The organism is Amycolatopsis echigonensis, from assembly GCF_014174495.1.
Taxonomy (GTDB): domain Bacteria; phylum Actinomycetota; class Actinomycetes; order Mycobacteriales; family Pseudonocardiaceae; genus Amycolatopsis; species Amycolatopsis echigonensis.
Window position 1 is genome coordinate 80,195 of record NZ_JACJHR010000031.1, and the last position, 21,285, is coordinate 101,479.

The 21,285-nt window shown below is 69.8% G+C and carries 19 protein-coding genes; 5 read left to right on the plus strand and 14 right to left on the minus strand.

What is annotated here, in order from left to right; all coding sequences use genetic code 11:
• The first annotated feature begins 68 nt into the window (after nt 1–68).
• Both H5411_RS22245 and H5411_RS48990 read left to right on the plus strand, forming a co-directional pair.
• The gene (locus H5411_RS22245) at nt 69–1,532 is read left to right on the plus strand and encodes an aldehyde dehydrogenase (protein ID WP_101440024.1); all 1,464 of its coding nucleotides are present in this window, start codon (nt 69–71) and stop codon (nt 1,530–1,532) included.
• A 12-nt stretch (nt 1,533–1,544) separates the two neighbouring features.
• Nucleotides 1,545–2,939 carry an MmgE/PrpD family protein gene (locus H5411_RS48990; protein WP_183124912.1) on the plus strand — a complete coding sequence of 465 codons (1,395 nt, stop codon included), beginning with the start codon at nt 1,545–1,547 and terminating at the stop codon, nt 2,937–2,939.
• A 23-nt stretch (nt 2,940–2,962) separates the two neighbouring features.
• On the opposite strand, the gene H5411_RS22255 is transcribed toward H5411_RS48990, so the two are convergent.
• Complete coding sequence (locus H5411_RS22255; RefSeq protein WP_183124913.1) at nt 2,963–3,451, minus strand: MarR family winged helix-turn-helix transcriptional regulator; 489 nt, start codon at nt 3,449–3,451, stop codon at nt 2,963–2,965.
• Between the two features lie 31 nt (nt 3,452–3,482).
• Here H5411_RS22255 and H5411_RS22260 point away from each other — a divergent pair, with 31 nt between their 5' ends.
• The gene (locus H5411_RS22260) at nt 3,483–4,604 is read left to right on the plus strand and encodes a GNAT family N-acetyltransferase (RefSeq protein ID WP_220817294.1); all 1,122 of its coding nucleotides are present in this window, start codon (nt 3,483–3,485) and stop codon (nt 4,602–4,604) included.
• Nucleotides 4,605–4,647: 43 nt separating this feature from the next.
• Here H5411_RS22260 and H5411_RS22265 read toward each other — a convergent pair whose 3' ends face one another.
• From H5411_RS22265 to H5411_RS22290, 6 genes are read right to left on the minus strand one after another with little or no spacing between them, the layout of a single operon-like run.
• Entirely contained in the window at nt 4,648–5,697 is a 1,050-nt protein-coding gene (locus H5411_RS22265) for a zinc-dependent alcohol dehydrogenase family protein (RefSeq protein WP_183124914.1), read from the minus strand.
• Between the two features lie 22 nt (nt 5,698–5,719).
• The gene (locus tag H5411_RS22270) at nt 5,720–7,216 is read right to left on the minus strand and encodes a sugar ABC transporter ATP-binding protein (protein WP_183124915.1); all 1,497 of its coding nucleotides are present in this window, start codon (nt 7,214–7,216) and stop codon (nt 5,720–5,722) included.
• A complete protein-coding gene (locus H5411_RS22275) occupies nt 7,213–8,271 on the minus strand; it encodes a hypothetical protein (RefSeq protein WP_183124916.1) in 1,059 nt (352 codons plus the stop codon). The genes H5411_RS22270 and H5411_RS22275 overlap by 4 nt, the downstream gene beginning before the upstream one ends.
• Nucleotides 8,268–10,460, minus strand: coding sequence for an ABC transporter permease (locus tag H5411_RS22280; protein WP_183124917.1), 2,193 nt, complete (start codon nt 10,458–10,460; stop codon nt 8,268–8,270). Before H5411_RS22280 ends, H5411_RS22275 begins: the two co-directional genes overlap by 4 nt.
• A gap of 16 nt (nt 10,461–10,476) precedes the next feature.
• Nucleotides 10,477–11,553, minus strand: coding sequence for a sugar ABC transporter substrate-binding protein (locus H5411_RS22285; protein WP_101440016.1), 1,077 nt, complete (start codon nt 11,551–11,553; stop codon nt 10,477–10,479).
• Nucleotides 11,554–11,588: 35 nt separating this feature from the next.
• Nucleotides 11,589–12,572, minus strand: a complete 984-nt coding sequence (locus H5411_RS22290; RefSeq protein WP_183124918.1) for an ABC transporter permease — start codon at nt 12,570–12,572, stop codon at nt 11,589–11,591.
• Between the two features lie 214 nt (nt 12,573–12,786).
• Between H5411_RS22290 and H5411_RS22295 the strand changes: the two genes are divergently transcribed.
• Complete coding sequence (locus tag H5411_RS22295) at nt 12,787–13,860, plus strand: LuxR C-terminal-related transcriptional regulator (protein ID WP_183124919.1); 1,074 nt, start codon at nt 12,787–12,789, stop codon at nt 13,858–13,860.
• Between the two features lie 37 nt (nt 13,861–13,897).
• Nucleotides 13,898–14,569: a nitroreductase gene (locus tag H5411_RS22300; protein WP_183124920.1), complete on the plus strand. Its 672-nt coding sequence runs from the start codon at nt 13,898–13,900 to the stop codon at nt 14,567–14,569.
• Between the two features lies 1 nt (nt 14,570).
• On the opposite strand, the gene H5411_RS22305 is transcribed toward H5411_RS22300, so the two are convergent.
• From H5411_RS22305 to H5411_RS22335, 7 genes are all read right to left on the minus strand, one after another.
• The gene (locus H5411_RS22305; protein ID WP_183124921.1) at nt 14,571–14,948 is read right to left on the minus strand and encodes a DUF2255 family protein; all 378 of its coding nucleotides are present in this window, start codon (nt 14,946–14,948) and stop codon (nt 14,571–14,573) included.
• Nucleotides 14,949–15,056: 108 nt separating this feature from the next.
• Nucleotides 15,057–15,863: an SDR family NAD(P)-dependent oxidoreductase gene (locus tag H5411_RS22310; RefSeq protein ID WP_183124922.1), complete on the minus strand. Its 807-nt coding sequence runs from the start codon at nt 15,861–15,863 to the stop codon at nt 15,057–15,059.
• Complete coding sequence (locus H5411_RS22315; RefSeq protein WP_183124923.1) at nt 15,860–17,458, minus strand: class I adenylate-forming enzyme family protein; 1,599 nt, start codon at nt 17,456–17,458, stop codon at nt 15,860–15,862. The genes H5411_RS22310 and H5411_RS22315 overlap by 4 nt, the downstream gene beginning before the upstream one ends.
• Before the next feature lie 17 nt (nt 17,459–17,475).
• Nucleotides 17,476–18,933: an aldehyde dehydrogenase family protein gene (locus tag H5411_RS22320; protein ID WP_246369132.1), complete on the minus strand. Its 1,458-nt coding sequence runs from the start codon at nt 18,931–18,933 to the stop codon at nt 17,476–17,478.
• The gene (locus tag H5411_RS22325) at nt 18,933–19,667 is read right to left on the minus strand and encodes a hypothetical protein (RefSeq protein WP_183124925.1); all 735 of its coding nucleotides are present in this window, start codon (nt 19,665–19,667) and stop codon (nt 18,933–18,935) included. The genes H5411_RS22320 and H5411_RS22325 overlap by 1 nt, the downstream gene beginning before the upstream one ends.
• A gap of 170 nt (nt 19,668–19,837) precedes the next feature.
• Nucleotides 19,838–20,104 carry a hypothetical protein gene (locus H5411_RS22330; protein WP_101440008.1) on the minus strand — a complete coding sequence of 89 codons (267 nt, stop codon included), beginning with the start codon at nt 20,102–20,104 and terminating at the stop codon, nt 19,838–19,840.
• A gap of 35 nt (nt 20,105–20,139) precedes the next feature.
• A partial coding sequence (locus H5411_RS22335; protein ID WP_183124926.1) for an MFS transporter occupies nt 20,140–21,285 on the minus strand: 1,146 nt, incomplete at its 5' end.

The window sequence follows — 21,285 nt, forward strand, 5'->3', positions numbered from 1 at the left end:
TGTTCTAGATATTTTATATTACGTATGCTTGCCTGAGGTTTCCCCGGACGACCAAGGAGCGTGCCCTGATGCCCGCGCAACCCCCGGTGTGGCAAGGCCACTACGACAAGCTTTTCCTCGGCGGCAGGTGGGCGGCGCCCGCGTCCGGCCGGGTCCTGGAGGTGGTCTCCCCCGCGACCGAAGAGGTCGTGGCCCGCGTGCCCGAAGGCACCGAGGCGGACATCGACACCGCCGTCGCCGCCGCGCGGGACGCGTTCGACCGAGGCCCATGGCCTCGGATGCCGCTCGAAGACCGCGCGGCGGTGCTGCGCAAGCTCAGCAGCGCGCTCGCCGAGCACGAAACCGAGATCGCGCACCTGGTCAGCGCCGAAATGGGCTGCCCGATCACGCTCTCTGGCAAGATGCAGGCGATCGGTCCCCGGCTGCTGCTCGACGCGTTTCTCGACCTCGCGCCGGACTACCCGTGGCAGGACACCCGCCGGTCCGCGACCGGGCACGCCCTCGTCACGCGCGAGCCGGTCGGCGTGGTCGCCGCGATCGTGCCGTGGAACGCGCCGCTGCTGATCACCATGATCAAGCTGGCCCCCGCTCTGCTGGCCGGCTGCACGGTGGTGCTCAAACCGTCGCCGGAAACCCCGCTCGACGCGTACCTGCTCGGCCACCTGCTGGAGCAGGCCGGGCTGCCGGACGGGGTCGTCAACATCGTCCCGGCGGGGCGGGAAGTCAGCGAATACCTGGTCCGGCATCGCGGCGTCGACAAGGTTTCGTTCACCGGGTCCACCGCCGCCGGACGGCGGATCGGCGCGCTCTGCGGACAGGACCTGCGCCGCTGCACGCTCGAACTCGGCGGCAAGTCCGCGGCGGTCCTGCTCGACGACGCCGATCTGGACGCCGCGATCGCCGCCGTCCGCGCCGTCTCGCTGCGCAACACCGGCCAGGTGTGCAGCAACAAGACCCGGATCGTCGTCGCCCGCTCGCGCCGGGACGAGTTCCACGACCGGCTAGTGGACCTGGTCCGGTCGATGCCGGTCGGCGACCCGTTCGACCCGGCGACCGAGATCGGCCCGCTCGCCAGCGCGGCCCAGCGCACCCGCGTCGAGGGCTATCTGGCCGACGGCAAGGCGTCCGGCGCGTCGCTGCTCGTCGGCGGCGGACGGCCGGACGGGCTGGACCGCGGCTGGTACGTCTCCCCCACCGTCTTCGGCGACGTCGACCCCGACGCGAAGATCGCCCAGGAGGAGATCTTCGGCCCGGTCCTGACCGTGCACACTTTCGACACCGAGGACGAGGCGATCGCCATCGCCAACAACTCCGACTACGGGCTGAACGGGTCGGTGTTCTCCGCCGACCCCGAGCACGCGCTGGCCGTCGCCCGGCAGATCCGCACCGGCACGGTCGAGGTCAACGGCAACCCGGTCGGCTTCACCGCGCCGATCGGCGGCTTCAAGAACAGCGGCATCGGCCGCGAAGCGGGCCCCGAGGGCTTCGACGCCTACGTCGAACTCAAGTCCTACGGCCTGCCCCTCTCCTGAAAGGCAATCTCTGTGCGCACCTTCTCCCCGGTCGAGGAAGCCGCCGCCCGGCTCGTGACCGACCTGACCTTCGACGCGATCCCGGCCGAGGCCCTCGCCGGGGCCCGCCGGCTGCTGCAGGACCAGCTCGCCCTGCAGGTGGGCAGCGCGGCTCTGCCGTGGAGCCAAGCCGTGCTCGACGTGACCCGCGCGGCCCACGCCCCGGGCACCGCGCACGTCGTCGCGAGCGGCGACGCGATGAGCGCGGCCGACGCGGCATTCGTCAACGCCACCTTCGGCCACGGCTTCGAGTACGACGACGCGCACCGCGCCAGCTCCGCGCACCCGGGCAGCTGTGTGGTTTCCGCGGCGCTGGCCGTCGGCGAAGAACTCGGCGCGGACATGCGCGACGTGCTGACCTCCATCGTCGCGGGTTACGAGGTCTACACCCGGATCGGCACTCTCGCGAACCCCGACCTCCTCGTGCGCGGGTTCCACCCGCACGGCCTGCTGTCGACCTTCGGCGCCGCCGCGGTGGTCGCCAAACTGCGCGGATTCGACCTGGACACCACCGGACACGCGCTCTCGATCGCGCTCAGCCACGCCTCGGGCACGACCGAGTACTCCTCCGGCGGCGGTTCCATCAAGCGCGTGCACTCCGGCATCGGCACCCGGAACGGCATCCGCGCGGCGGAACTGGCGGCCGCCGGGATCACCGGCCCGACCACCTTCCTCACCGGCGGGAAAGGCTTCTTCCGCGCCTTCGCCGGGCTCGACGTCGGCGAGGACGCCGCAGTCCGCTTCGGACTGGACCGGACGTTCGAGATCTCCCGGATCTGGCTCAAGCCCTACTGCTGCTGCGGCATCAACCACGCCTACGTCGACGGCGCGCGGCAGCTGACCGGGAAGCCGGACCAGGTCGAATCGGTGCTGCTGGGCATCCAGACCGGCGGAGACGTCGTGATCGGCAACCAGAACCGCAACGCCTACGCGCCGAAGATCATCGAGCACCTGCAGTACAGCCTGCCGTTCCAGTTCGCGCTGTCGATGCTGGGCCGCGGCAACGGATTCTCGACGCACCAGGCGTACCTGGCCGGGCAGCTGGACCTCGGCGAGGACAGCGACGTCGCCGCGCTGGCCCGGAAGGTGAAGATCGAGGTCCGGCCGGAGCTGGACGAGCAGTACCCCGGACGCTGGGTCGCGGACCTGACCGTGTCCTATCAGGACGGAACTGCCGAGCACGTGTTCGTGGACAATCCGATCGGCACCGCGGAAAACCCGATGTCGCAGGCGGATCTGGACGCGAAGTTCCACGACGTGCTTTCCTCGGCGCTGCCCGAGGAGAGGCGGACCGAACTGCTGCGCGCGATCAAGGACGGCGACCTCGACCAGCCGGTCGCCGAATTCGCGAAGCTCCTGCTGGTCTGAAGCGGCGGAGAAGCTGGCCGGGCTCAGGATTCAGCCAGGTCTTCTGACACCGGAAGGTGCTCCACCTTCGCGGCGATCCGCACGAGCGCGGCGAGATCCTCGGCCGCGAGCCGGTCGAGGAAGTGCCGTCGCACCGACTCGAGATGGGCAGGGGCGGCTTGTCGCAGAGTGTCCAAGCCGAGGTCGGTCAGGATCAGCAGGCAGCCCCTGCCGTCGCTCGGATCGGGCGCCCGCCGGACGAGGCCGCGTGTTTCCATGCGGGTGGCGTGCCGGGACAGCCGGCTGCGCGACCAGGCCATCTTGGCGGCCTGGTCGCGCAGGGTGCTGGTCCGGCCGGGCCGCTCCGACAGCGTGCTCAGCACCTCGTAGTCGGGTTCGGACAGCCCGAGCTCGGCCAGGTCGCGCGCCGTCCCGGCCTGGACCGCGGTCGTCAGGCGGCGGAACGCCCGCCAGGCGCGCTCCTCGTCCGGGTTCAGCCAGCGGACCGCGTCGTCCGGCGCTTTCGTTGACATGGAAACAGTCTAGTCGCTACCGTTCGTTTCCATGTCAACGAAATCGGTGCGCGTCCTGGTCCTGGTGTGCAGCACCCGTCCCGGAGCCCTCGGCCCGGCCGTCGGAGCGTGGGTGGCCGAGGCGATCGGCCCGCGTGCCCGGGAACTCGGGGCCGAACTCGTGCCGGTGTCTCTCGCCGACCTCGAACTGCCGTTCCTCGACGAGGAAGAACACCCGTCCTCGGGCGTCTACCGCCAGGAGCACACCCGGCGGTGGAGCGAACTCGCGGACGCGGCGGACGGCTTCATCGTGGTGACGCCGGAATACAACTACGGCATGCCCGCGACCCTCAAGAACGCCCTCGACTACCTGGGCCGCGAGTGGGCGTGGAAGCCGATGGGCTTCGTCAGCTACGGCAACACCTCGGCGGGCACCCGAGCGGTCCAGCACGCCAAGCAAGTGGTGACCACGCTGCGCCTGGTGCCGTTGGGCGCCACGGTCGCGATCCGGATCGCGGACGCGACGGAACAGGGGCGCGTCCTGCCTGATGCCGCGCGCGCCAGTGCGGCCACCGGCATGCTGGAGGAACTGGTCCGGGTCGCGCACGCTCTGCGGCCGATGCGCGAACGCGCACGCGCGGACAGCACACCGCTGATCTCGCTGCCCGGAGCGTACGTGCGGCAGTTGACCGCCGACGACGCGCCTGAGGTGGCCGTTCTGCAGCGCTGCTGTTGGGTCGACGAGGCGCTGGCCAACGACACCTTGGACTTGCCGACTCTGCGCGAGTCGGTGGCTGAGGTGCGGGAGTGGCTCGCCGCCTGGCGGGCCTGGGGCCTGTGGCGGGACGGCCGTCTGCTGGGCATGGTCCGGGCGCGGCAGACCGGTGCCGACTGGCACATCGGGCGGCTCGCCGTCGCTCCCGACCTCCGCGGACAGGGCCTCGGCCGACGGCTGCTGCAGCTCGCGGAGGCCGCGGCGGGGCCGGAGGTCCGCCGCTTCGCGCTCTCCACCGGAGCCGCCAGCAGCGGGAATCTCGCGCTGTACGCAAGCGAGGGCTACCGGACGCTGTCCGGTGCCATCGACGGGGTGGTCTCGTTGGCCAAGGACGCGCAGCCAATTCTGGCGGCCGTCGGCCCGGCCGAGGTGGAGACAGTCAGGCCTGACCCGCGCTGAAGCGACGAAAAGCGCAGGCGGCTGCGCTTTTCGTCGCCAGGGCTCAGAACTCGATGACCGCTTTGCCGCCGGTCTGCTTGTCGAACGCGGTGTAGGCCTCGACCGCGTCGTCCAGCCGCCAGCGGTCGGTGAAGACCCGGTCCGCCTCGACGCCGTGCCGGGCGATGAACCGGGCGCAGTCCGCCTGGCCGACCGGCGAGAACGTGTACGAACCCACCACCGTCAACTGCTTGCGGATCAGGTCCGGGCTGACGTCCAGCGTCACCGTCGAACCCTCGCCGACGAATGCGACCGAGCCCCACTTCGCGGCGGACTTCACGGCTGCGGCCCGGGCGGGCGGAGCGCCCGAGCAGTCGAGCGCCTTGGTCACGCCCTTGCCGCCGGTCAGCTCCCGGATGGCCTCGACCGGATCGACCGAGGTCGAATCGAGCGCGTGCGCCGCACCGAATTCCTTCGCCCGAGCCACGCGCTCCGCGGCGATGTCCACCGCGATGACCTCGGCGCCCATCGCCGCGGCGAGCTGCACCGCTGCCTGGCCGACCGGGCCTTGGCCGAACACCGCCAGAGTGTCGCGCGCGTTGACCTGGAGCCGGGTCAGCGCGCCGTACGCGGTGCCGGTGCCGCACGAGATCGCGGCTCCCGCGGCGAAACTCAGCTCGTCCGGCAACGGCACAAGGGTCCGCGCGGGCACCTTGAGGTAGTCCGCGTGGCCGCCGTGCGCGGTCGCGCCGTAGATGACGTTGCCCCGCTCGCACATCTGCGGCCAGCCGGTGCGGCACAGGTCGCAGAACCCGCAGCCGTCGTAGTGGTGGACCATCATCCGGTCCCCCACCCGCACCGCGCGCGGGTCGACGGCCGTGCCGATCGCGGCCACCACGCCGCAGGGCTCGTGCCCGCCGATGAACCCGGCGTCGTCGCCGGTCATCCCGAACGCGGCCAGCGCCTGCCCGGCGGGCGCCCGGTAGAAGTGCAGGTCGCTGCCGCACATGCCGGACGCCTTCATCGCCAGCACCACCTCGTCCGGCCCCGGTTCCGGGTCGGCGAACTCCTGGATTTCGAGCACCCGGTCGCCCTTGAATATGACTCCGCGCATGAGATTTTCCGTCCTTTTCGGATCAGTGCACCGCAGCGAACATCAGGCTTTCCTCGTCGGCTTCCTCCGGCGAGAACTCCGCGGCGATGCTGCCCGCGCGCGCCACCAGCACGCGGTCGGAGAGCGCCTGGATCTCCGGCAGGTACGAGGAAATGACCACGACCGCGACCCCGTCGTCGGCCAGCGCCCGGATCATCGCGTGGATCTCGGGGATCGTGCCGAGGTCCACGCCCCGGGTGGGCTCGTCGATGATCGCCACGAGCGGTTTCCGGGTCAGGCCCTTGGCCAGCACGATCTTCTGCTGGTTCCCGCCGCTCAGCTCCTCGACGGTCGCCTTGGTCGGCTGCAGCGTCCGGACGTGGAACTGCTCGACGAACCGTTTCGCGATCGATGTGCGCGCACCGGGCCGGAACAGGAACGGCAGCCGGCGCGCGCCGCAGAGGTGCCCGAGGTAGATGTTGTCGGCAATCGTGAGATGGCTGAAGAAGCCGGAGGCCTTGCGATCTTCGGTGATATAGACGATCCCGGCCTTGCGGGCTTGCCGGGGCGTGCGGAACCGCACCGGCTCCCCGTTGAGCCGCACCCGTCCGCCGCGCAGCCTGCGACGTTTCATGATCCCGCTGACGATCATCGCGGTCTCGCTGCGCCCCGCGCCGACCAGGCCGTAGATGCCGACGATTTCCCCGGCGTAGGCGGAAAACGCCATGTTGCGCACCACCGGCAGCAGCGTCACGTCCTCGACCTGCAGCGTGGGCGTCGGCTCGGGCGCACGGTTCGGCTCGACCCGTCCCATCTCGACGGTGCGGCCGACCATCATCTTCACCACGCGGTCGCGGCTGAACTCCGGCCTCGCCAGCGTCCCCTGGACCACGCCGTCGCGCAGCACGGTGATCCGGTCGGCCTGCTCGAACGCCTCGTCCAGCATGTGCGTGATGAAAATGACGCCGATGCCGCGCTTTTTCAGCTGCTGCATCGACAGGAACAGCTGAAGCCGTTCCTCCGGGGTCACCGACGACGTCGGCTCGTCGAGGATCACCAGCTTCGCGTTGCGGTGCACCGCGCGGGCGATCTCCACCATCTGCTTCTGGCCGACGCCGAGCGCACCCGCCGCGACGTCCGGGCGGATGTGGAAGTTGTGCGATTCCAGTAGTTCGCGCGCTACGACGTTCAGGTACCCGAGGTTGTTGAACACCTTCTCGTCGCCCATGAACAGGTTCTGCGCGACAGTCATCGACTCGACCAGCGAGCCTTCCTGGTACACCATCGCCACGCCGGCCTCGACCGATTCGCGCGGCGTGGTGAACGCCCGCGCGACCCCGTCGACCTCCAGCGTGCCCGAATCGTGCGCGACCGCGCCGGAGACGATCTTGACCATGGTGGACTTCCCGGCACCGTTCTCGCCGAGGAGTGCGTGGATCTCGCCCGGCCGCACGTCGAAGTCGACGCCGTCGAGCGCGTACGTTCCGCTGTAGCGCTTGCTGATGTTCGTCAGCCGCAGCACCGGGTCTTCTGTGCTCATGCGTCCTCCAGCCGCAGCAGGTTCCGGCCGCCGCGCGCGGCCGCGACCACGTGTCCGTTGTGGACAGTCAGGCCCGTGACCCCGTGCCGCGGGCTGTCGACCCGGGCGTGCGCGCTCTCGGCGACGCGTCCGGTCGGGTCCATCCGGAACACCAGCCCGCACGACCGGGCCGGTGCCCAGCTCTTGACCACGCCGAGCACGCGCAGCTGGCCCATCTGCATCGTGTCGGTGAACGGGTCGCCCGCGCGCAGTCGCGGCAGGAACCATTCGCCCGGGCTGATCTTCTCCGTCATCTCGGCCAGCAGCGCGGGCTCGTCGAGCAGCAGCTCGGTGACTCGGTTGCGGATGTAGGGCGCGGCGAACCACCAGCCGTCGTCGCGCACGTGCACCCGTCCCGGATAGACGGGCAGGTTCGAGCTCAGCACGCGGCCTCGCTTGCCCGGCGCGGATCGCGCTTCGACCCGGTGGTCCAGGCTCAGCGACAGCAGCACTTCACCGTCGGCGACCCCGACCCCGGACGGCCACGCGAGGTGTTCCGAGACCACCTCGGCCTGTGCGCCGTGCACCCGCACGAGCAGTCCGGACCGGTCGCCGGTGACGAGCGCCCGCGACCACTCCGCCACGTTCGCCGAACCGACAGTCGCCAGCAGTGCGGAGCCGTCCGTCGCGAGCGCCGTGACGCATGTGGTGACCGGCGCGTCCGTGCACAAGTCCTCGGTTTCGCCGGACTCCGACACGGAAACCAAGCCCCGTCCTTCGACCGCCGCGACGACCTGCTCGTCCCGTGCGGTCAGCGCCGTCACCGGACTGCCGAGCGAGGCCAGCCGCGTCACCTCGCCGCCGCGCACCGAGTAGACGTCGTTGCCGCTGCTGAAGACCAGCCCTGCGGCGGTCGCCACCACGTCGTCCGGCTCGTACTCGCCCGCGGGCAGCAGTTCCGTCGCTCCGTCGAGGCGGAGGTTCGGCCGCAGTCCGGTGTCCATCGGCGGCACCGTCCGCGCGCGACCCCAGTTCGGGTTGATCCACTCCTTCACCGTGTCCAGCACCGGGCTCATCGCAACGCCTCCGCGGCCTTGCGCACCCCGGCGGTCCCGGGCACGGCGGCCGGGTCGATGTCGCCGACCTCGCTCGGGTCCAGCTCCAGCCGGCCGATCCGGTTGTTGCTGACGCCGCACAGGTACAGGTGCCCGTCGCGTTCCTTCACCGCGGTCACCATCGGGTAGTTCTCCATCGTCTCGTCCCACAGCACGGCGAGGATCTCGCCGCGGTCGCTGAACTTGATCGCGCACGAGGTGTTCAGCTGCGGCACGACCCAGTTGTCCACCGACGCCTCGCGGGTCATCCGCCGCCGCACCGCCGGGTACCGGCCGAGCAGGTCGGACATCTGCGTCCGCATCGCGCACAACGGCATCCAGTAATTGCCGTCGGAGGACCGGTTGATGTTGTCCGGATAACCGGGCAGGTTCTCCAGCACCGGTTCCAGCTGCCCCTTCTTCGCCCCGGCGATCCAGAGCCGGTCCACCCGGCACAGCCCGGTGCTGGCGATCAGGATCGACTCGCCGTCGTGCGCGGTGCAGATGCCGTTCGGGAACACGTAGTTCGACACCACGACCTCGGTCTTGCCGTCGGGCGTCACCCGGATCACCCGGCCGTTGGGCCGGAATTCCACCAGCTCCAGCAGGAAGTCCGCGGTGTTCGTGCGGGTGGAGAAATCCGAGGCGTAGATCGAGCCGTCCGGCGCGATGTCCAGGTCGTCGATCGCCCGCAGGCCCGAATCGTCGATCAGCGACAGCGGGCTGCGCTTGACCTTGTTCGCCACCAGTTCGGGTTCGCCGTCGGCGCCGATGCGGTAGATGCCCATGCCGCCGACCGCGACGACGAGCCGTCCTTCGGCGTCCCACGCGTGTCCACACGGGAATCCGCCGGTGCGCGAGAAGATCTCGCCCTCGGTGTCGTCCAGTCCGCGAAAGCGCCACACCCAGCCGCGCTGATCGCCGCAGTACACGTTGCCCTCGCCGTCCACCGCGCAGTCCTCCGCGCCGCGGATCTTGCCGAGCCCGACCGGAGGCGCGTCGGTGAGCCTGCGGTTGAGCGACCAGACCGTGCCCGGCTTCGTGACGTCGACCAGCGGACCGAGCCGCAACCTCGCCGGGTCGATCTTCAGCTTCTCCACCGCACGCTGCCGGTACTTGCCCCATTTGAGGTCCAGCACGGTGAACACGAGCAGCACCGCGGCGAGGATGACGGTGTAGTACGAGCCCTGCGCGCCGTCCGAGACGGTCGCCTGCTCGATGATCGTCACCACTGCCACACCGACCGCCGCGCGCAGCACCGAACCTCGGCCGCCCTTGATGCTGACGCCGCCGAGCACCACCGCGGTCAGCGCGATGATCTCCCAGCTGTTGCCGACGTTCGGGTCAGTCCGGGCCAGCCGCGCCGAGGTGAGGATCGCGGCCGTTCCGGAGAGCGCGCCGGACAGCACGTAGGTCCAGAAGGTCACGGCGGTGACCGGGATGCCGTTGCGCCGCGCGGAACGCCGGTCCGAGCCGGTCGCGGTGACCCACCAGCCCCAGCGGGACCGCGTGAGCGCCAGATGCACCACGATCAGCACCACCGCGAAGAGGAACCACGCGGTCGGGATGCCCAGGATCCGGCCGTCGTTGAAGAAATCCCACACCAGCGACGGCTTCGTGACGCCGATGCGCGTGCTGTTCGCGTTCTGCAGCACCGAAGCCGCGCCGCCGAAGGCGATCAGCGTGACCAAGGTGGTGATGAACGGGCGCATCCGCAGGATCGCGATCAGGTACCCGTTCACCGCCCCGAGCACCGCGCCCGCGACGATCGCGGCGGGGATAACGAGGGCCGTCGGCCACAGCCACACCCGGTCCGCGACCATCGCGCCCAGCCCGCAGAACCCGACGATCGACCCGACCGACAGGTCGATGCCGCCGCCGACCAGCACCACGGTCAGCCCGATCGCGAGCAGGCCGTACTCGGACACCTCGTCGAGCACCAGCGGCGCGTTCGCGGGCCCGACGTTGGTCGTGGCGATCACGTACACGCACAGCACGAGCGCCAGCACCAGCGGCACCGCGCCTTCCATCCACCGCTTCTCGAACAGGTCCGAGACGGTGCGGTAGCGGGCGATTCTTTCCGAGGGCCGGCCGCCGGTCATGCCGAAGGCGTCCAGCCCGCGCCGCAGCGGACGGAAACCGCTGCGGCGCCTCGGAGACGACGTTGTCATCAGGACTCGTCCTCGCTCACTTGCTCTGGTAGCAGGCGATGGTCGTCTGGTCGATGTTCGACTTGTCCACGACCGTGCTCGACACGTAAGCGACCGAATGCGAAGCACCCGGCTTCACCCCGTTGGTGAGCAGGTTCTGCACCGCGACCGCACCGGCGGCGCCGATGCCCTGCACGTCGTAGGCGGCCGAAGCGGTCACCACGCCCTGCTTGAGCGCGTTGCACCAGTCCTTGTCCGCGTCGAGCGTGTAGACGCCGACCGAACCCGGCGCCACCTGGCCGCGGCCCTCGGCGGCCTTGACGGTCTGCCCGACGGTGACCGAGTTCAGGTCGAAGGTGACCATGAAGCCGCACACCTTGCCCTGCTGCTGTTGCAGCACCGATTCCGCGGCCGCCTGCGCCTGCGCGTTCTGGAACTGCGAGTGCGCGACGAGGGTCTTGTAGCCCTCCTTCTCCACGACGTCCTTGATGCCCTGGTCCCACAGGATCGAGGCCGGGTCGTTGCCGGGGCCGTCGATGATGGAGATCGTCTTCGGGGCGTTGCGGGAGTTGCAGTCGGAGACCGCGCGCTTGGCGATCGACTGGGCCGCGCCGTAGACGTCGACGCCGACGAACGCGTCGCCGAGCCGGGTGGAGGGCATGTTCAGCATGACGGTGTAGATGCCGGCCTTCTGCGCGCGGTCCACCGCGTTGTCCAGCAGGCCGAGGTCCTGGTTCTGCAGCACGAGCACGTCGGCGGCCTTGCGCGCGATGAGGTCGTTGATCGTGCTGATCATCCGGTCGCTGCTGAAGTTCGAGTCGTAGACCTGGAAGTCCGCGCCCAGGTTCTCGAAGGTGCGCTGCATGGTGGTGCCCCAGTTCTCGGTGAGCTTGTAGCCCTTGTAGAGAATCGGGACGAAGGCGATCTTCTTGCCCTTCAACGCGTCGTGCGACTTCTGCCGCATGGGCATCAGCTGCTCGTTGCCGCTGAACACCGCATTCGTCGCGGCACCGGCCGAGTCCGAGGACCCGCCCCCGACCGAGCAGGCGGACAGGCCGGCCCCGGCCAGCGCCGCCGCGGCGGCCAGCACCAACAGCTTCCTGGTGATCTTCATGCGCTTCTACTTCCGTTCCCCGGCGTCGTTGCCGGTCACAGTTCCCCGGATTTCTCGGTTTCCTCGTTGCGCGGATGCAGCCACGCGTCGAAGGCGATCGCGGCGGCCAGCACCGCGCCGCGGATGAGGTCCTGCACGGCGGTGCTCAGCCCGTGCAGCACCAGCAGGTTGTTGAGCACGCCGACGAACAGGGCTCCGGCGAGGACGCCCAGGATCGTGCCGCGCCCGCCGGACAGCGAGACCCCGCCGATCACCACCACCGTCAGCGCGGTGAACAGGATCGGGTCGAACGACGTCACCGTCGTCTGCACGCTGCCCTGGATCGAGACCGTCACGAAACCGGCCACCGCGGCGAGCAGCGCGGACAGCACGTAGGTGAGGATCTGCAGCGGCCGCACCGGCGCGCCGGTCGACCGGGCGGTCTCGAAATTGTCGCCCATCGCGCGGATCAGCCGCCCGGGCGAGGTGTAGGCGATGAACAGCCAGGCGAGCAGGAACGCGCCGCCGGCGATGAGCACCGGCCTCGGCACGCCGAGCACCCCGCCGCCGCTCAGCTGCGACAGGAACGACCCGGCGGGCACCCCGTAGACGTTCTGGCTGAGGAAGAGGATGTCGATCCCGCCGATCGCCAGCATGCCGGTCGCGAGCGTCACGAACAGCGCCGGCACCTCGAAGACGGCGACGAGAATGCCGTTGACCAGCCCGATCGCCAGCGCGAGACCGGCCATCAGCGCGATCGCCTGCCATTCCGGCATGCCTTCGCTGATGAACGCGAGCGTCGCCTGCGCGCAGCCGAGCCCGATGCCGGCCACCGACAGGTCCAGCCCCTTCCCGAGGATGACGATCGCCTCGCCGATCGCGAGGATGCCGAACGCGGCGGACAGGTTGAGGATGCTGCCGAAATTGCCTGCGGTGAGGAAATTCGTCGTCGTGGCCCCGGCCGCGAGGGCGAGCAGCACCGTGATGACGAGGACCAGGTAGGTCTGGTCGAAGCCGCCGAGGCGTGCCCGGAGGGACACGCGTGGCTTCGTTGCCACTGTTGCGGTAGTCATGGGATTCCCGGTTCGATGGGTGGGACAGCGCGGCCAGTGTGTCGGCCGTCACCCGGCCGCCGCATCTGCCGCCGGTCGTATTCCGCTACCCCGAACGGCCGATGCGAGGAGTGGCCCGGCAGGTACCTCCGGTATATAATGTGCAAAATTTCCTCTGGGAAATTTTCCCGAGGGGCTGCCCATGAGCGCGACAGGTTTCCCGCGGCTCGACAGCGTCCGGCTGAGCGCGGATCTGGCCGATCAGGTCCGCGAGCTGGGGCTGCACGCGAGTTCCGTTCTCGACCGGCTGCTGCCGGTAGGCCGCTGCGCCGAGGTGCTGCCGGCGAAACGCCTGCTCGGACAGGTCTGGGACGCCACCATGGCGCAGCTCGGCGCGGCCCCCGGGCCGGAGCGCCTGCCCCGGCTCACCGAACTGCTGGCCAGGGTCCGCGAGCTGGAGTCGCGAGTGGACGATGCCAGGGTCGCCGACGGGGTCTCGACGATGCGCCGGGTCCGCCGCGCGCTGACCCGGCTGCACACCTCGTCGACCGCCGAGGAACTCCTCTCCCGCGCCGCCGAGGAGGCTTGCACGCTCGGGTTCGACCGCGTGCTCGTCTCCACCGTGGACGATGCGACCTGGGTGCTGCGGAAGATGGTGATCGAGCAGGATCCCCGGCTGGCCGAGGAAATGCTCGCCGCCGGACGCGAAGCCCCGCCGCGGCTGGACGGCTCGCTGGTCGAATCCGACGTGGTGCGGCAGGCGCGCGCGGGCTTGGTGTACGACGTGCAGGAGAACCCCCGCGTGAACCGGCAGCTCGTCTCGATGTCCGGCTGCACGTCCTACGCCATCGCGCCGTTGCAGGCGTACGGGAAAGTCGTCGGGCTGCTGCACGCGGACAGCTACTACTCGCCCCGCCGCGAAGTCGACGCCACCGACCGCGCCGTGCTGAACCTCTACGCCGAGGGCGTGAGCGAGACACTGGCCCGGGTGTCCGTCCTCGAAGGACTGGCTTCGCTGCAGGAGGGAATGACCAGGCTCGCCGCCGACGTGCGCATCGCTCCCCCGCCCGAGCCTGCTGCCCTGCCGCGGCATCCGCTGCTGTCGGCCCGCGAGGTGGAGGTGATCGAGCTGATGGCCCGCGGCGACGCGAACCGGGCCATCGCGCGGAAGCTCTCGATCTCCGAAGGCACGGTGAAGACGCACATCACGCACATCCTGCGCAAGCTCGACGCGGCGAACCGCGCGGAGGCGGTGGCGTACTGGCTGCGAAACTGAGCCTCACGGCTCCTTCAATATATTTTATACTTATGGCATGACCCCCGACGAAGCCCTCGAAGACCTGCTCGCCACCCGGTGGAGCTGCCGCGCCTACCAGGACCGCCAGGTGCCGAAGCCGGTCATCGAACGGCTGCTGACCCTCGCGCAGCGGACCGCGTCCTGGTGCAACACCCAGCCCTGGCAGGTGATCGTCACCAGCGGAGCCGGTACCGAGCGCTTCCGCGAGGCGATGACCGAGTGGGCGCGCGACCACCCGGCGGAGTTCGATTTCGCCCCGCCCGCCGAGTACCGCGGCGTCTATCGAGATCGCCGTCGCGCGAGCGGCTGGCAGTTGTACGAGGCCGTCGGCATCGAACGCGGCGACCGGGAAGCGTCCGCGCGGCAGGCGTTCGAGAACTTCCGTTTCTTCGGCGCCCCGCACGTCGCGATCATCACGACCGACGCGGTGCACGACCTATACGGCGCGGTCGACAGCGGACTGTACGTGGGGACTTTCCTGCTGGCGGCGCGGAGCCTGGGGCTGGGCGCGATCCCGCAGGCCGCGCTCGCCGGGCACGCGACGTTGATCCGCAAGCACTTCGAGATCCCGGAAGACCGGAAGATCCTGCTCGGGATTTCGTTCGGCTACGCCGACGAGGCCCATCCGACGAACAGCTACCGCACCGCCCGGGCCGGGCTGGACGAAGTGGTGACCTGGGTCGAATGAGTCAGGCGGGCGCTGGCTCCAGCCGGGTCGTCGTGGCGGCGGCGGTCTCCGCGACCATCGGTGCCAGGGCGCTCGGCTGGCTGCGGTACTTCTCTGTATACGCGGCGTCGACGGCGGCGTTCGTGTCGGCGTCCGCGGCTGGGCGCAGAGCCACGTCGGTCTCGAAGCCGTCCACACGCACCCGGGCGAGCTGCTCGGCGGTGGCCCAGCGGTACCAGCCGCCCTCGGTGCCGTACGCCGAGCGGATGTAGAGATCGTCGCCGACCTGAACCACCCAGATCGGGGTCCACCGCCGGAGTGAACCGTCGCGACGGTAGCTGCTGATGTGAATCTCCGAAGCGGTGCCGATCCGGTCGCGGGTTTCGGGGTCGAGCGGCATGGCGAGCTCCTTCGGGACGAAACGCGGGGCAGTTCCCCTCCGTACGCTAAGCGCCCGCGGGCGACGGTGGGAGGTGCTGGCAGTCCCCTCCCTCCCTCGCGACCCGGTTCACGGCTCGTCGAAGACCAAAGTGGACGAGTCCACCGCCGCGCCGCCGCCGTCCGCGACCAGGACGTGGCCGGTCACCATCGAAGCGTCGCCTGAGGCGAGGAACGCGCACACGGACGCGATCTCCTCCGGTTCCGCGGCCCGGCGGAGCGGCACATGCTTCGTGGTCAGCGCGTACGCCTCGTCGAGCGTGATGCCCTCGCGCTTCGCCAGGTAGGCCATCGCACCCTCGCCGAGCGGGGTGCGGATCCAGCCCGGGCAGACCGCGTTCACCCGGACGCCCTTTGGCCCGTAGTCCCGCGCGAGCCAGCGGGTGATGCCGATGATTCCCGCCTTGGCCGCGGTGTACCCGACGGTTCCGGGCGGACCGGCGATCAACCCGGCGGTCGATGCGAACAGCACCAGCGAGCCCTGCCGCTCCACCAGATGCGGCAGCACTTCCCCGGCCAGGTAGTACGAACCGTGCAGGTTCACGTCCAGCGCACGCTGGTACGCCTCCACGTGCGCGGGCCGCGCGGTGCCCGACACCGCCGCGCCCTGGGCGGCGATCACGGTGTCGAGGCCGCCCAGCTGGGCGACGGCCTGCTCGACCACGTCGTGGATCGCCGCGCGGTCGGTGCCGTCGGCGGGCAGGGCGACCGCGCCGAGTTCGTGGGCGAGTTCCTTGAGCCGTTCGGCGTTCAGGTCGGTGAGAGCGACTTTCGCGCCGTCCTCGACCAGCCGCCGCGCGGTGGCCGAGCCGACGCCGCCCGCCGCACCTGTCACCAGCGCCAGCTCGGGCTTGCGCCGCCGGACCGGGTGGTTCATCGCGTGCCGTCCTCTCCCGGGCGCGTCACGCCGGAATCCGTGGGGGTGCCGAGCTTTCCGTACTTTTCGCGCAGCTTGAACTTGAGGATCTTCCCGGACGCGTTGCGCGGCAATTCCGGCTGCGCGACGAAATACCGGGGCACTTTGTAGGACGCCAGATTCTCCCGGCAGTACGCCCGCAACTCCGCGTCGTCGAGTTTCGTTCCCTCGGCGAGCACCAGGACCGCGCAGCCGGCTTCGAGGTACTTCGGATCCGGCACCGCGACGACAGCCGCGTCCAGCACCGCCGGATGCTGCGTCAGCACCCGCTCGATCTCGGCCGGGTAGACGTTCTCCCCGCCGCTGCGGATCATGTCCTTCGCCCGGCCGGCGAGCACGAGGAAACCGTCCGGGTTGACGAAGCCCAGATCCCCGGTGCGGCACCAACCGTCCACAAAGGTGTCCCGGTTCGCGTCCGGCCGGTTCCAGTACCCGCCGCACACCGAAGGCCCGCGCACCAGGATCTCGCCGACTTCGCCGGGAGGGGCCGGTTCGAGTCCCAGACCGGCGACCCGGACCTCGGTGAGCGGCACCGGACGGCCGACGCTTTTCGGCTGGGCGTCGAAGTCCCCGTCGTCCAGGGTCGTCGCGATCGCGCCGCCCTCGGTGAGGCCGTAGACCTGGGTCAGCCGCACCCACGGAAGCTTCTGCCGCACTTCCTCGACCACCCACGGCATCATCGTGTCGCCGCCGATGATGAAATGCGTGACCGATTTCGGCAGCCGGTCTTCGATGCCGTCCACGCGCAGGAGGTCGTGCAGCATGAAGGAGAACAGCAGGCAGTCGGTCACCTCCTCGGTTTCGAGGACCTCGAGCAGCCGGTCGACGGTGAAGTTCCCGGACCGCAGGCACACGACGGTGCCGTGCACCAGAAACGCCGGCGCGGTCACCGCCTCGAAGCCGCCCGCGTGGTGGAGCGGGCCCGGCACCAGCGCGACGGTCTCCGGCGAGAACCGCCAGCGCAGCGCCTGCGCTACGGCGGTGCTGACCGTGTTGGCGTGGGTCCACACCGCGCCTTTGGGCAAGCCCGTGGTGCCCGAGGTGTAGAGCAGTGACATCGGGTCCCCGTCGGTCACCTCCGGCGCGTCGGCCAGCGGCTCGCGGCCGAGCAGCACGTCGAACGGAAGCGCCCATTCCGGGATCGGATCGGCGGAATCCGGGCGGACGATGAACCTCTCGACCCCGGTCTCCGCGCGCACCGGTTCGACCCGGTCGAGCAGGCTGCTGTGCACGATCGCCGCTTTGCTGCCCGAATCGGCGAGGATGAACTTCAGCTCGGCCGGCGCGAGCCGGAAGTTGAGCCGGACCGCGACCACGCCGAGGCGCATCGCGGCGAAGCACAGCGGCAGGTACTCGGAGTCGTTGAAGAGCATCAGGCCAAGCCGGTCGCCCTTGCCGAGACCGAGTTCCCGCAACGCCGTCGCGTAGCGCAGCGATTTGTCCCGCAGCTCCGGATAGGTCAGCCGTTCGAGGCCGTCGAAACTCACCGCGATCCGGTCTCCGCCCGGCGGCGGGAGCTGGTCGGCTACCGCATCGAGCAGTCTGGTGAACGTCATGGCCCGCTCTCCTGTCTCTACACGCCCGGTCCGACGACGATCTGCTTCAGCTCGGTGAACTCGTGGATGCCTTCCGGCCCCGACTCGCGGCCCCAGCCCGAGCCCTTCACCCCGCCGAACGGGGCGCTCACCGCGGGACCGAACGTGTTGATCGCGACCGAGCCCGCGGAGATGGCGGACGCGGCCTCCCACGCGACGGCGCGGTCGGTGGTGTAGACGCTCGCGGCGAGGCCGAAGCTCGTGTCGTTGGCCAGTCGCAGGCCGTCGGCGAAGTCTTCGTAGGTCTGCACGACCGTGACCGGGCCGAACACCTCGTTCCGCGCCAGATCCGCGTCCCGGGCGACACCGGTGATCAGCGTCGGCTCGTAGTAGTAACCTGCGGAGAATCCTTCCGGCCGCCTGCCTCCGGCGACGAGTTCTCCTCCGGCGGCGAGCGCACGGTCCACGAAGCCTTCGGTCCGGCGCAGCGCGGCGGAGTTCACCACCGGGCCGATCTGCGTCTCCCGGTCGAACGGGTCGCCGATCCGCAGTCCCTGCCAAGCCGTGCGGAGCCGGTCGACCAGCTCGTCGTGGCGCCGCTGCGAAATCAGCACCCGGGACAGCGCGGCGCACACCTGCCCAGCACCGCCGGTCGCCCCGGGAACCAGCGACTTCAGCACCCGGTCGAGAGGGGCGTCGTCGAGGATCAGCGCCGGGGACTTGCCGCCGAGTTCGAGGTGCGTGCGGGCGAACCGCTCCCGCGTCGCGTCGATGATGTGCTGCGCGGCGACCCGGCCGCCGGTCAGCGAGACGAGGTCGGCGCGCCGGTCCGCCGTCAGCTGCCGTGCCACCTCCACATCGCTGCACAGGATGCTCAACGCACCGGCCGGGAAGCCCGCCGTCGCGGCGGATTGGGCAACCAGCCGCATGATCAGTTGCGACTCGGGCGCTGCCTTCACCACGACCGGGCAGCCCGCGAGCAGGGCCGGGACGACCTTCGTGGCCATCGTGACCACGGGGCCGTTGTAGGCCAGGATGGCGACCACGACCCCGGCCGGTTCACGACGCACCACGACGTCACCGAGCAGCGAACTGCGGCGGTCGTCGCGCAGCGCGTCCACTGCGCATTCCAGCGCGGAGTTCCACGCACCCGCCGCGCCATACTTGTGCAGCGTCGCGCTGTAGCGCACCGGCATGCCCGCTTCCGCCGCCCAGACCGTGCCCAGGTCCGGGAACCGGGCCTCCAGCGCCGTACAGAACCGCGCGCAGATCTCGACCCGCTGCTCGACCGGCAGCCGTCCCCACTCCGTGTCCGTCGCCGCCGCGAGCGCCGCGTCCGCCTCCTTCGCCGACGGCAGCGTCACCTCGGCGACGGTCTTCTCGGTCGACGGCGAGACGACCTCGTACGCGGCTCCGGTCGCTGGCACCCATTCCCCGGCCACGTAGACCGAGTCGAGGTGCGGCACGGTGACACCGGCGATCTCGACCTCGCGCATCACGCCCCGCGATCCGAGAGGAAGAACGGGCTGGCGGGCCTGAGGAACATGGTTCCGAACGGCGGGATCATGAAGTCCGGCAGCACCATCTCGCCGGAAATCAGCTGCCGCTTGACTTCCGCGCGGAAGCCTTCGAGGTCGCCGTCGATTTCGTAAATCGCCAGATGTCCCTCGTCGACTGGCTTCACCCCCGGCAGCGGCTTCACGTCGGAGACCTCGAACCGTTGCGCGCGGAGCATTCCCGGTGCCGACATGATCTGCGGGATGTGTTCCTCGTCGTACCATTTCGCGAACGTCGCGTCGTCTCCCGTGTGGCGGCTCCACGCGAAGAACAAGTGCCGGTTGTCCAGGTTTTCCACGTCCGCGAAGAGATCCGAGTGGAACGGCTCGCTGACCGGCTTGGCGAACAACGCCTGGAACGGCTGCACCATGTAGTCCGGCAGCACCATTTCCCCGGAGATCAGCTTCCGCTTGACCTCGTCGCGGAAACCCTGTGCGCTTCCGTCCATTTCGTACAGCGCGAGGTGCCCGAAGTCCAGCGAACGCACGCCCGGCAGCGGCTTGGTGTCCGCGATGAGGAACCGCTGCGCGCCGACCATCCCGGGCGCGTCCATCACCTGCGGGATGTGCTCCTCGTCGTACCACTTCGCGTAGGTGCCGTAGTCGGTCGTGTAGGTGCTCCACGCGAAAAACAGATTGCGGTCCCCGAAAGCCGGGACTGCGGCGGAAACCATCAGCTCACTCCTTGTTCGTTCGGAACGACGCTCCTCGCGAGCGGTCCCTCCGCTGTGCACAGTGGACAGGAGGTGTGCTGAATCGGCAGACCTCCCCGGCTCAGCCCGACGAGCACATGGTCACGGGCGGTGCGGCAGTCTCCTCGGCCGTCGCACCGCCCGTTGCTCTTTCAGGCCGCCTCTCCGACAACTCCCAGTGCCGCGACCCCAGCCGGGGTGAGGCGCGCGCGAACCCGCTTTCCCAGCTCCGCCGGTCCGGTCTGGACGACCAGACCCCGGCGGGCGAGCGCGTGCGCGGTGTACTGGTCGCAGCACGGCACGCCGTCAACGAACATGTCGGGCTCGCTGCTGCAGGTGATCTCCGCTCTCCCGGCGGCCACGACACGGAGGAGGGCCAGTGCCCGGCAGCTCAGCTCGGAATCCGTTCGAGGCGCCATCGCGCACCTCCTCCTCAGGTTGATAATATTTTATATTATTCTTCGGTCATGGCTGGAGTCAAGACCCGGCGGCCCAGCAGCGCGAGCGGGACCAGGCTGACCAGGCAGGCCGCCAGAATGTAGACCGACACGTACACGGTCGTGTGCGTCGCGGCGATGAGCGCCGCCATCACGAACGGGGCCAGTCCCCCGCCGATGATGTTGGCCAGCTGGTAGCCCATCGACGCGCCGGAGAACCGGACCGACGGCGGGAACATCTCCGCGAACATCGTGACGCCAGGCCCGAACATCGCGCCGACCGAGATCTGCCCGACCACGATCGCCAGCAGGATCGCCCAGAAGTTCCGGGTTTCGGCCAGCGGGAAAAGCGCGAAGCCCCACACGCCGGCGAGCACCACGCCGCCCGCGTACACCGGACGCCTCCCGAGCTTGTCCGACAGCCATCCACAGAGGACAGTGCTCACACCGGTCGCGATCATCGAGAACATCACCGCGGTGAGCATCGTGCCCTTCGCGATCTTCAGGTCCCGCACGCCGTAGTCCAGCAGACCGGTCGCGGTCGCGTAGAACATGATCGTCGCGGGCAGGAAGATGAACACGACCAGCAGCAGGTTCCTCGGCCGGCGCAGCACCTGCACCACCGACGAGCGTTTCGGCGCGGCGGCGAGCTTCTCCTCCACCACGCGGAACTCCGGGGAATCCTCGAGGTAGCGGTGGATGTAGAACACGACCGGGATCATCAGGATCCCGAGCAGGAACGGGATCCGCCAGCCCCACGCGGAGAACTGGTCCGCCACGAGAACGGCGGACAGCACGACGAAGACGAGGGTGCCGAGCACCATCCCGGCGAAAACGCCCAGCTGCGGCAGCGAACCGTGCAGGCCCCGGCGGTTCGGCGGAGCGTGCTCGACGGCGAGCAGGGTCGACCCGCCCCAGACCCCGCCGACCGCGATCCCCTGCCCGACGCGCAGGATCACCAGCAGCACCGGGGCCAGCGCACCGATCGAGGAGAACGTCGGCAGCAACCCGACCAAAGTGGTCGCCACGGCCATCGACAGCGTCGAGGCGACGAGCGCGGGCTTGCGCCCGAACCGATCGCCGATGTGCCCGAAGAGCGCCGCACCCACCGGGCGTCCGGCGAACCCGACCGCGAACGTCGCGAACGCGGCCAGCACTCCGGC

Coding starts and splice junctions, on each gene's coding strand:
- H5411_RS22245 (WP_101440024.1), top strand. CDS start 69: ATGCCCGCGCAACCCCCGGTGTGGCAAGGCCACTACGACAAGCTTTTC.
- H5411_RS22255 (WP_183124913.1), bottom strand. CDS start 3,451: ATGTCAACGAAAGCGCCGGACGACGCGGTCCGCTGGCTGAACCCGGAC.
- H5411_RS22260 (WP_220817294.1), top strand. CDS start 3,483: ATGTCAACGAAATCGGTGCGCGTCCTGGTCCTGGTGTGCAGCACCCGT.
- H5411_RS22265 (WP_183124914.1), bottom strand. CDS start 5,697: ATGCGCGGAGTCATATTCAAGGGCGACCGGGTGCTCGAAATCCAGGAG.
- H5411_RS22270 (WP_183124915.1), bottom strand. CDS start 7,216: ATGAGCACAGAAGACCCGGTGCTGCGGCTGACGAACATCAGCAAGCGC.
- H5411_RS22275 (WP_183124916.1), bottom strand. CDS start 8,271: ATGAGCCCGGTGCTGGACACGGTGAAGGAGTGGATCAACCCGAACTGG.
- H5411_RS22280 (WP_183124917.1), bottom strand. CDS start 10,460: ATGACAACGTCGTCTCCGAGGCGCCGCAGCGGTTTCCGTCCGCTGCGG.
- H5411_RS22285 (WP_101440016.1), bottom strand. CDS start 11,553: ATGAAGATCACCAGGAAGCTGTTGGTGCTGGCCGCCGCGGCGGCGCTG.
- H5411_RS22295 (WP_183124919.1), top strand. CDS start 12,787: ATGAGCGCGACAGGTTTCCCGCGGCTCGACAGCGTCCGGCTGAGCGCG.
- H5411_RS22300 (WP_183124920.1), top strand. CDS start 13,898: ATGACCCCCGACGAAGCCCTCGAAGACCTGCTCGCCACCCGGTGGAGC.
- H5411_RS22305 (WP_183124921.1), bottom strand. CDS start 14,948: ATGCCGCTCGACCCCGAAACCCGCGACCGGATCGGCACCGCTTCGGAG.
- H5411_RS22310 (WP_183124922.1), bottom strand. CDS start 15,863: ATGAACCACCCGGTCCGGCGGCGCAAGCCCGAGCTGGCGCTGGTGACA.
- H5411_RS22315 (WP_183124923.1), bottom strand. CDS start 17,458: ATGACGTTCACCAGACTGCTCGATGCGGTAGCCGACCAGCTCCCGCCG.
- H5411_RS22320 (WP_246369132.1), bottom strand. CDS start 18,933: ATGCGCGAGGTCGAGATCGCCGGTGTCACCGTGCCGCACCTCGACTCG.
- H5411_RS22325 (WP_183124925.1), bottom strand. CDS start 19,667: ATGGTTTCCGCCGCAGTCCCGGCTTTCGGGGACCGCAATCTGTTTTTC.
- H5411_RS22330 (WP_101440008.1), bottom strand. CDS start 20,104: ATGGCGCCTCGAACGGATTCCGAGCTGAGCTGCCGGGCACTGGCCCTC.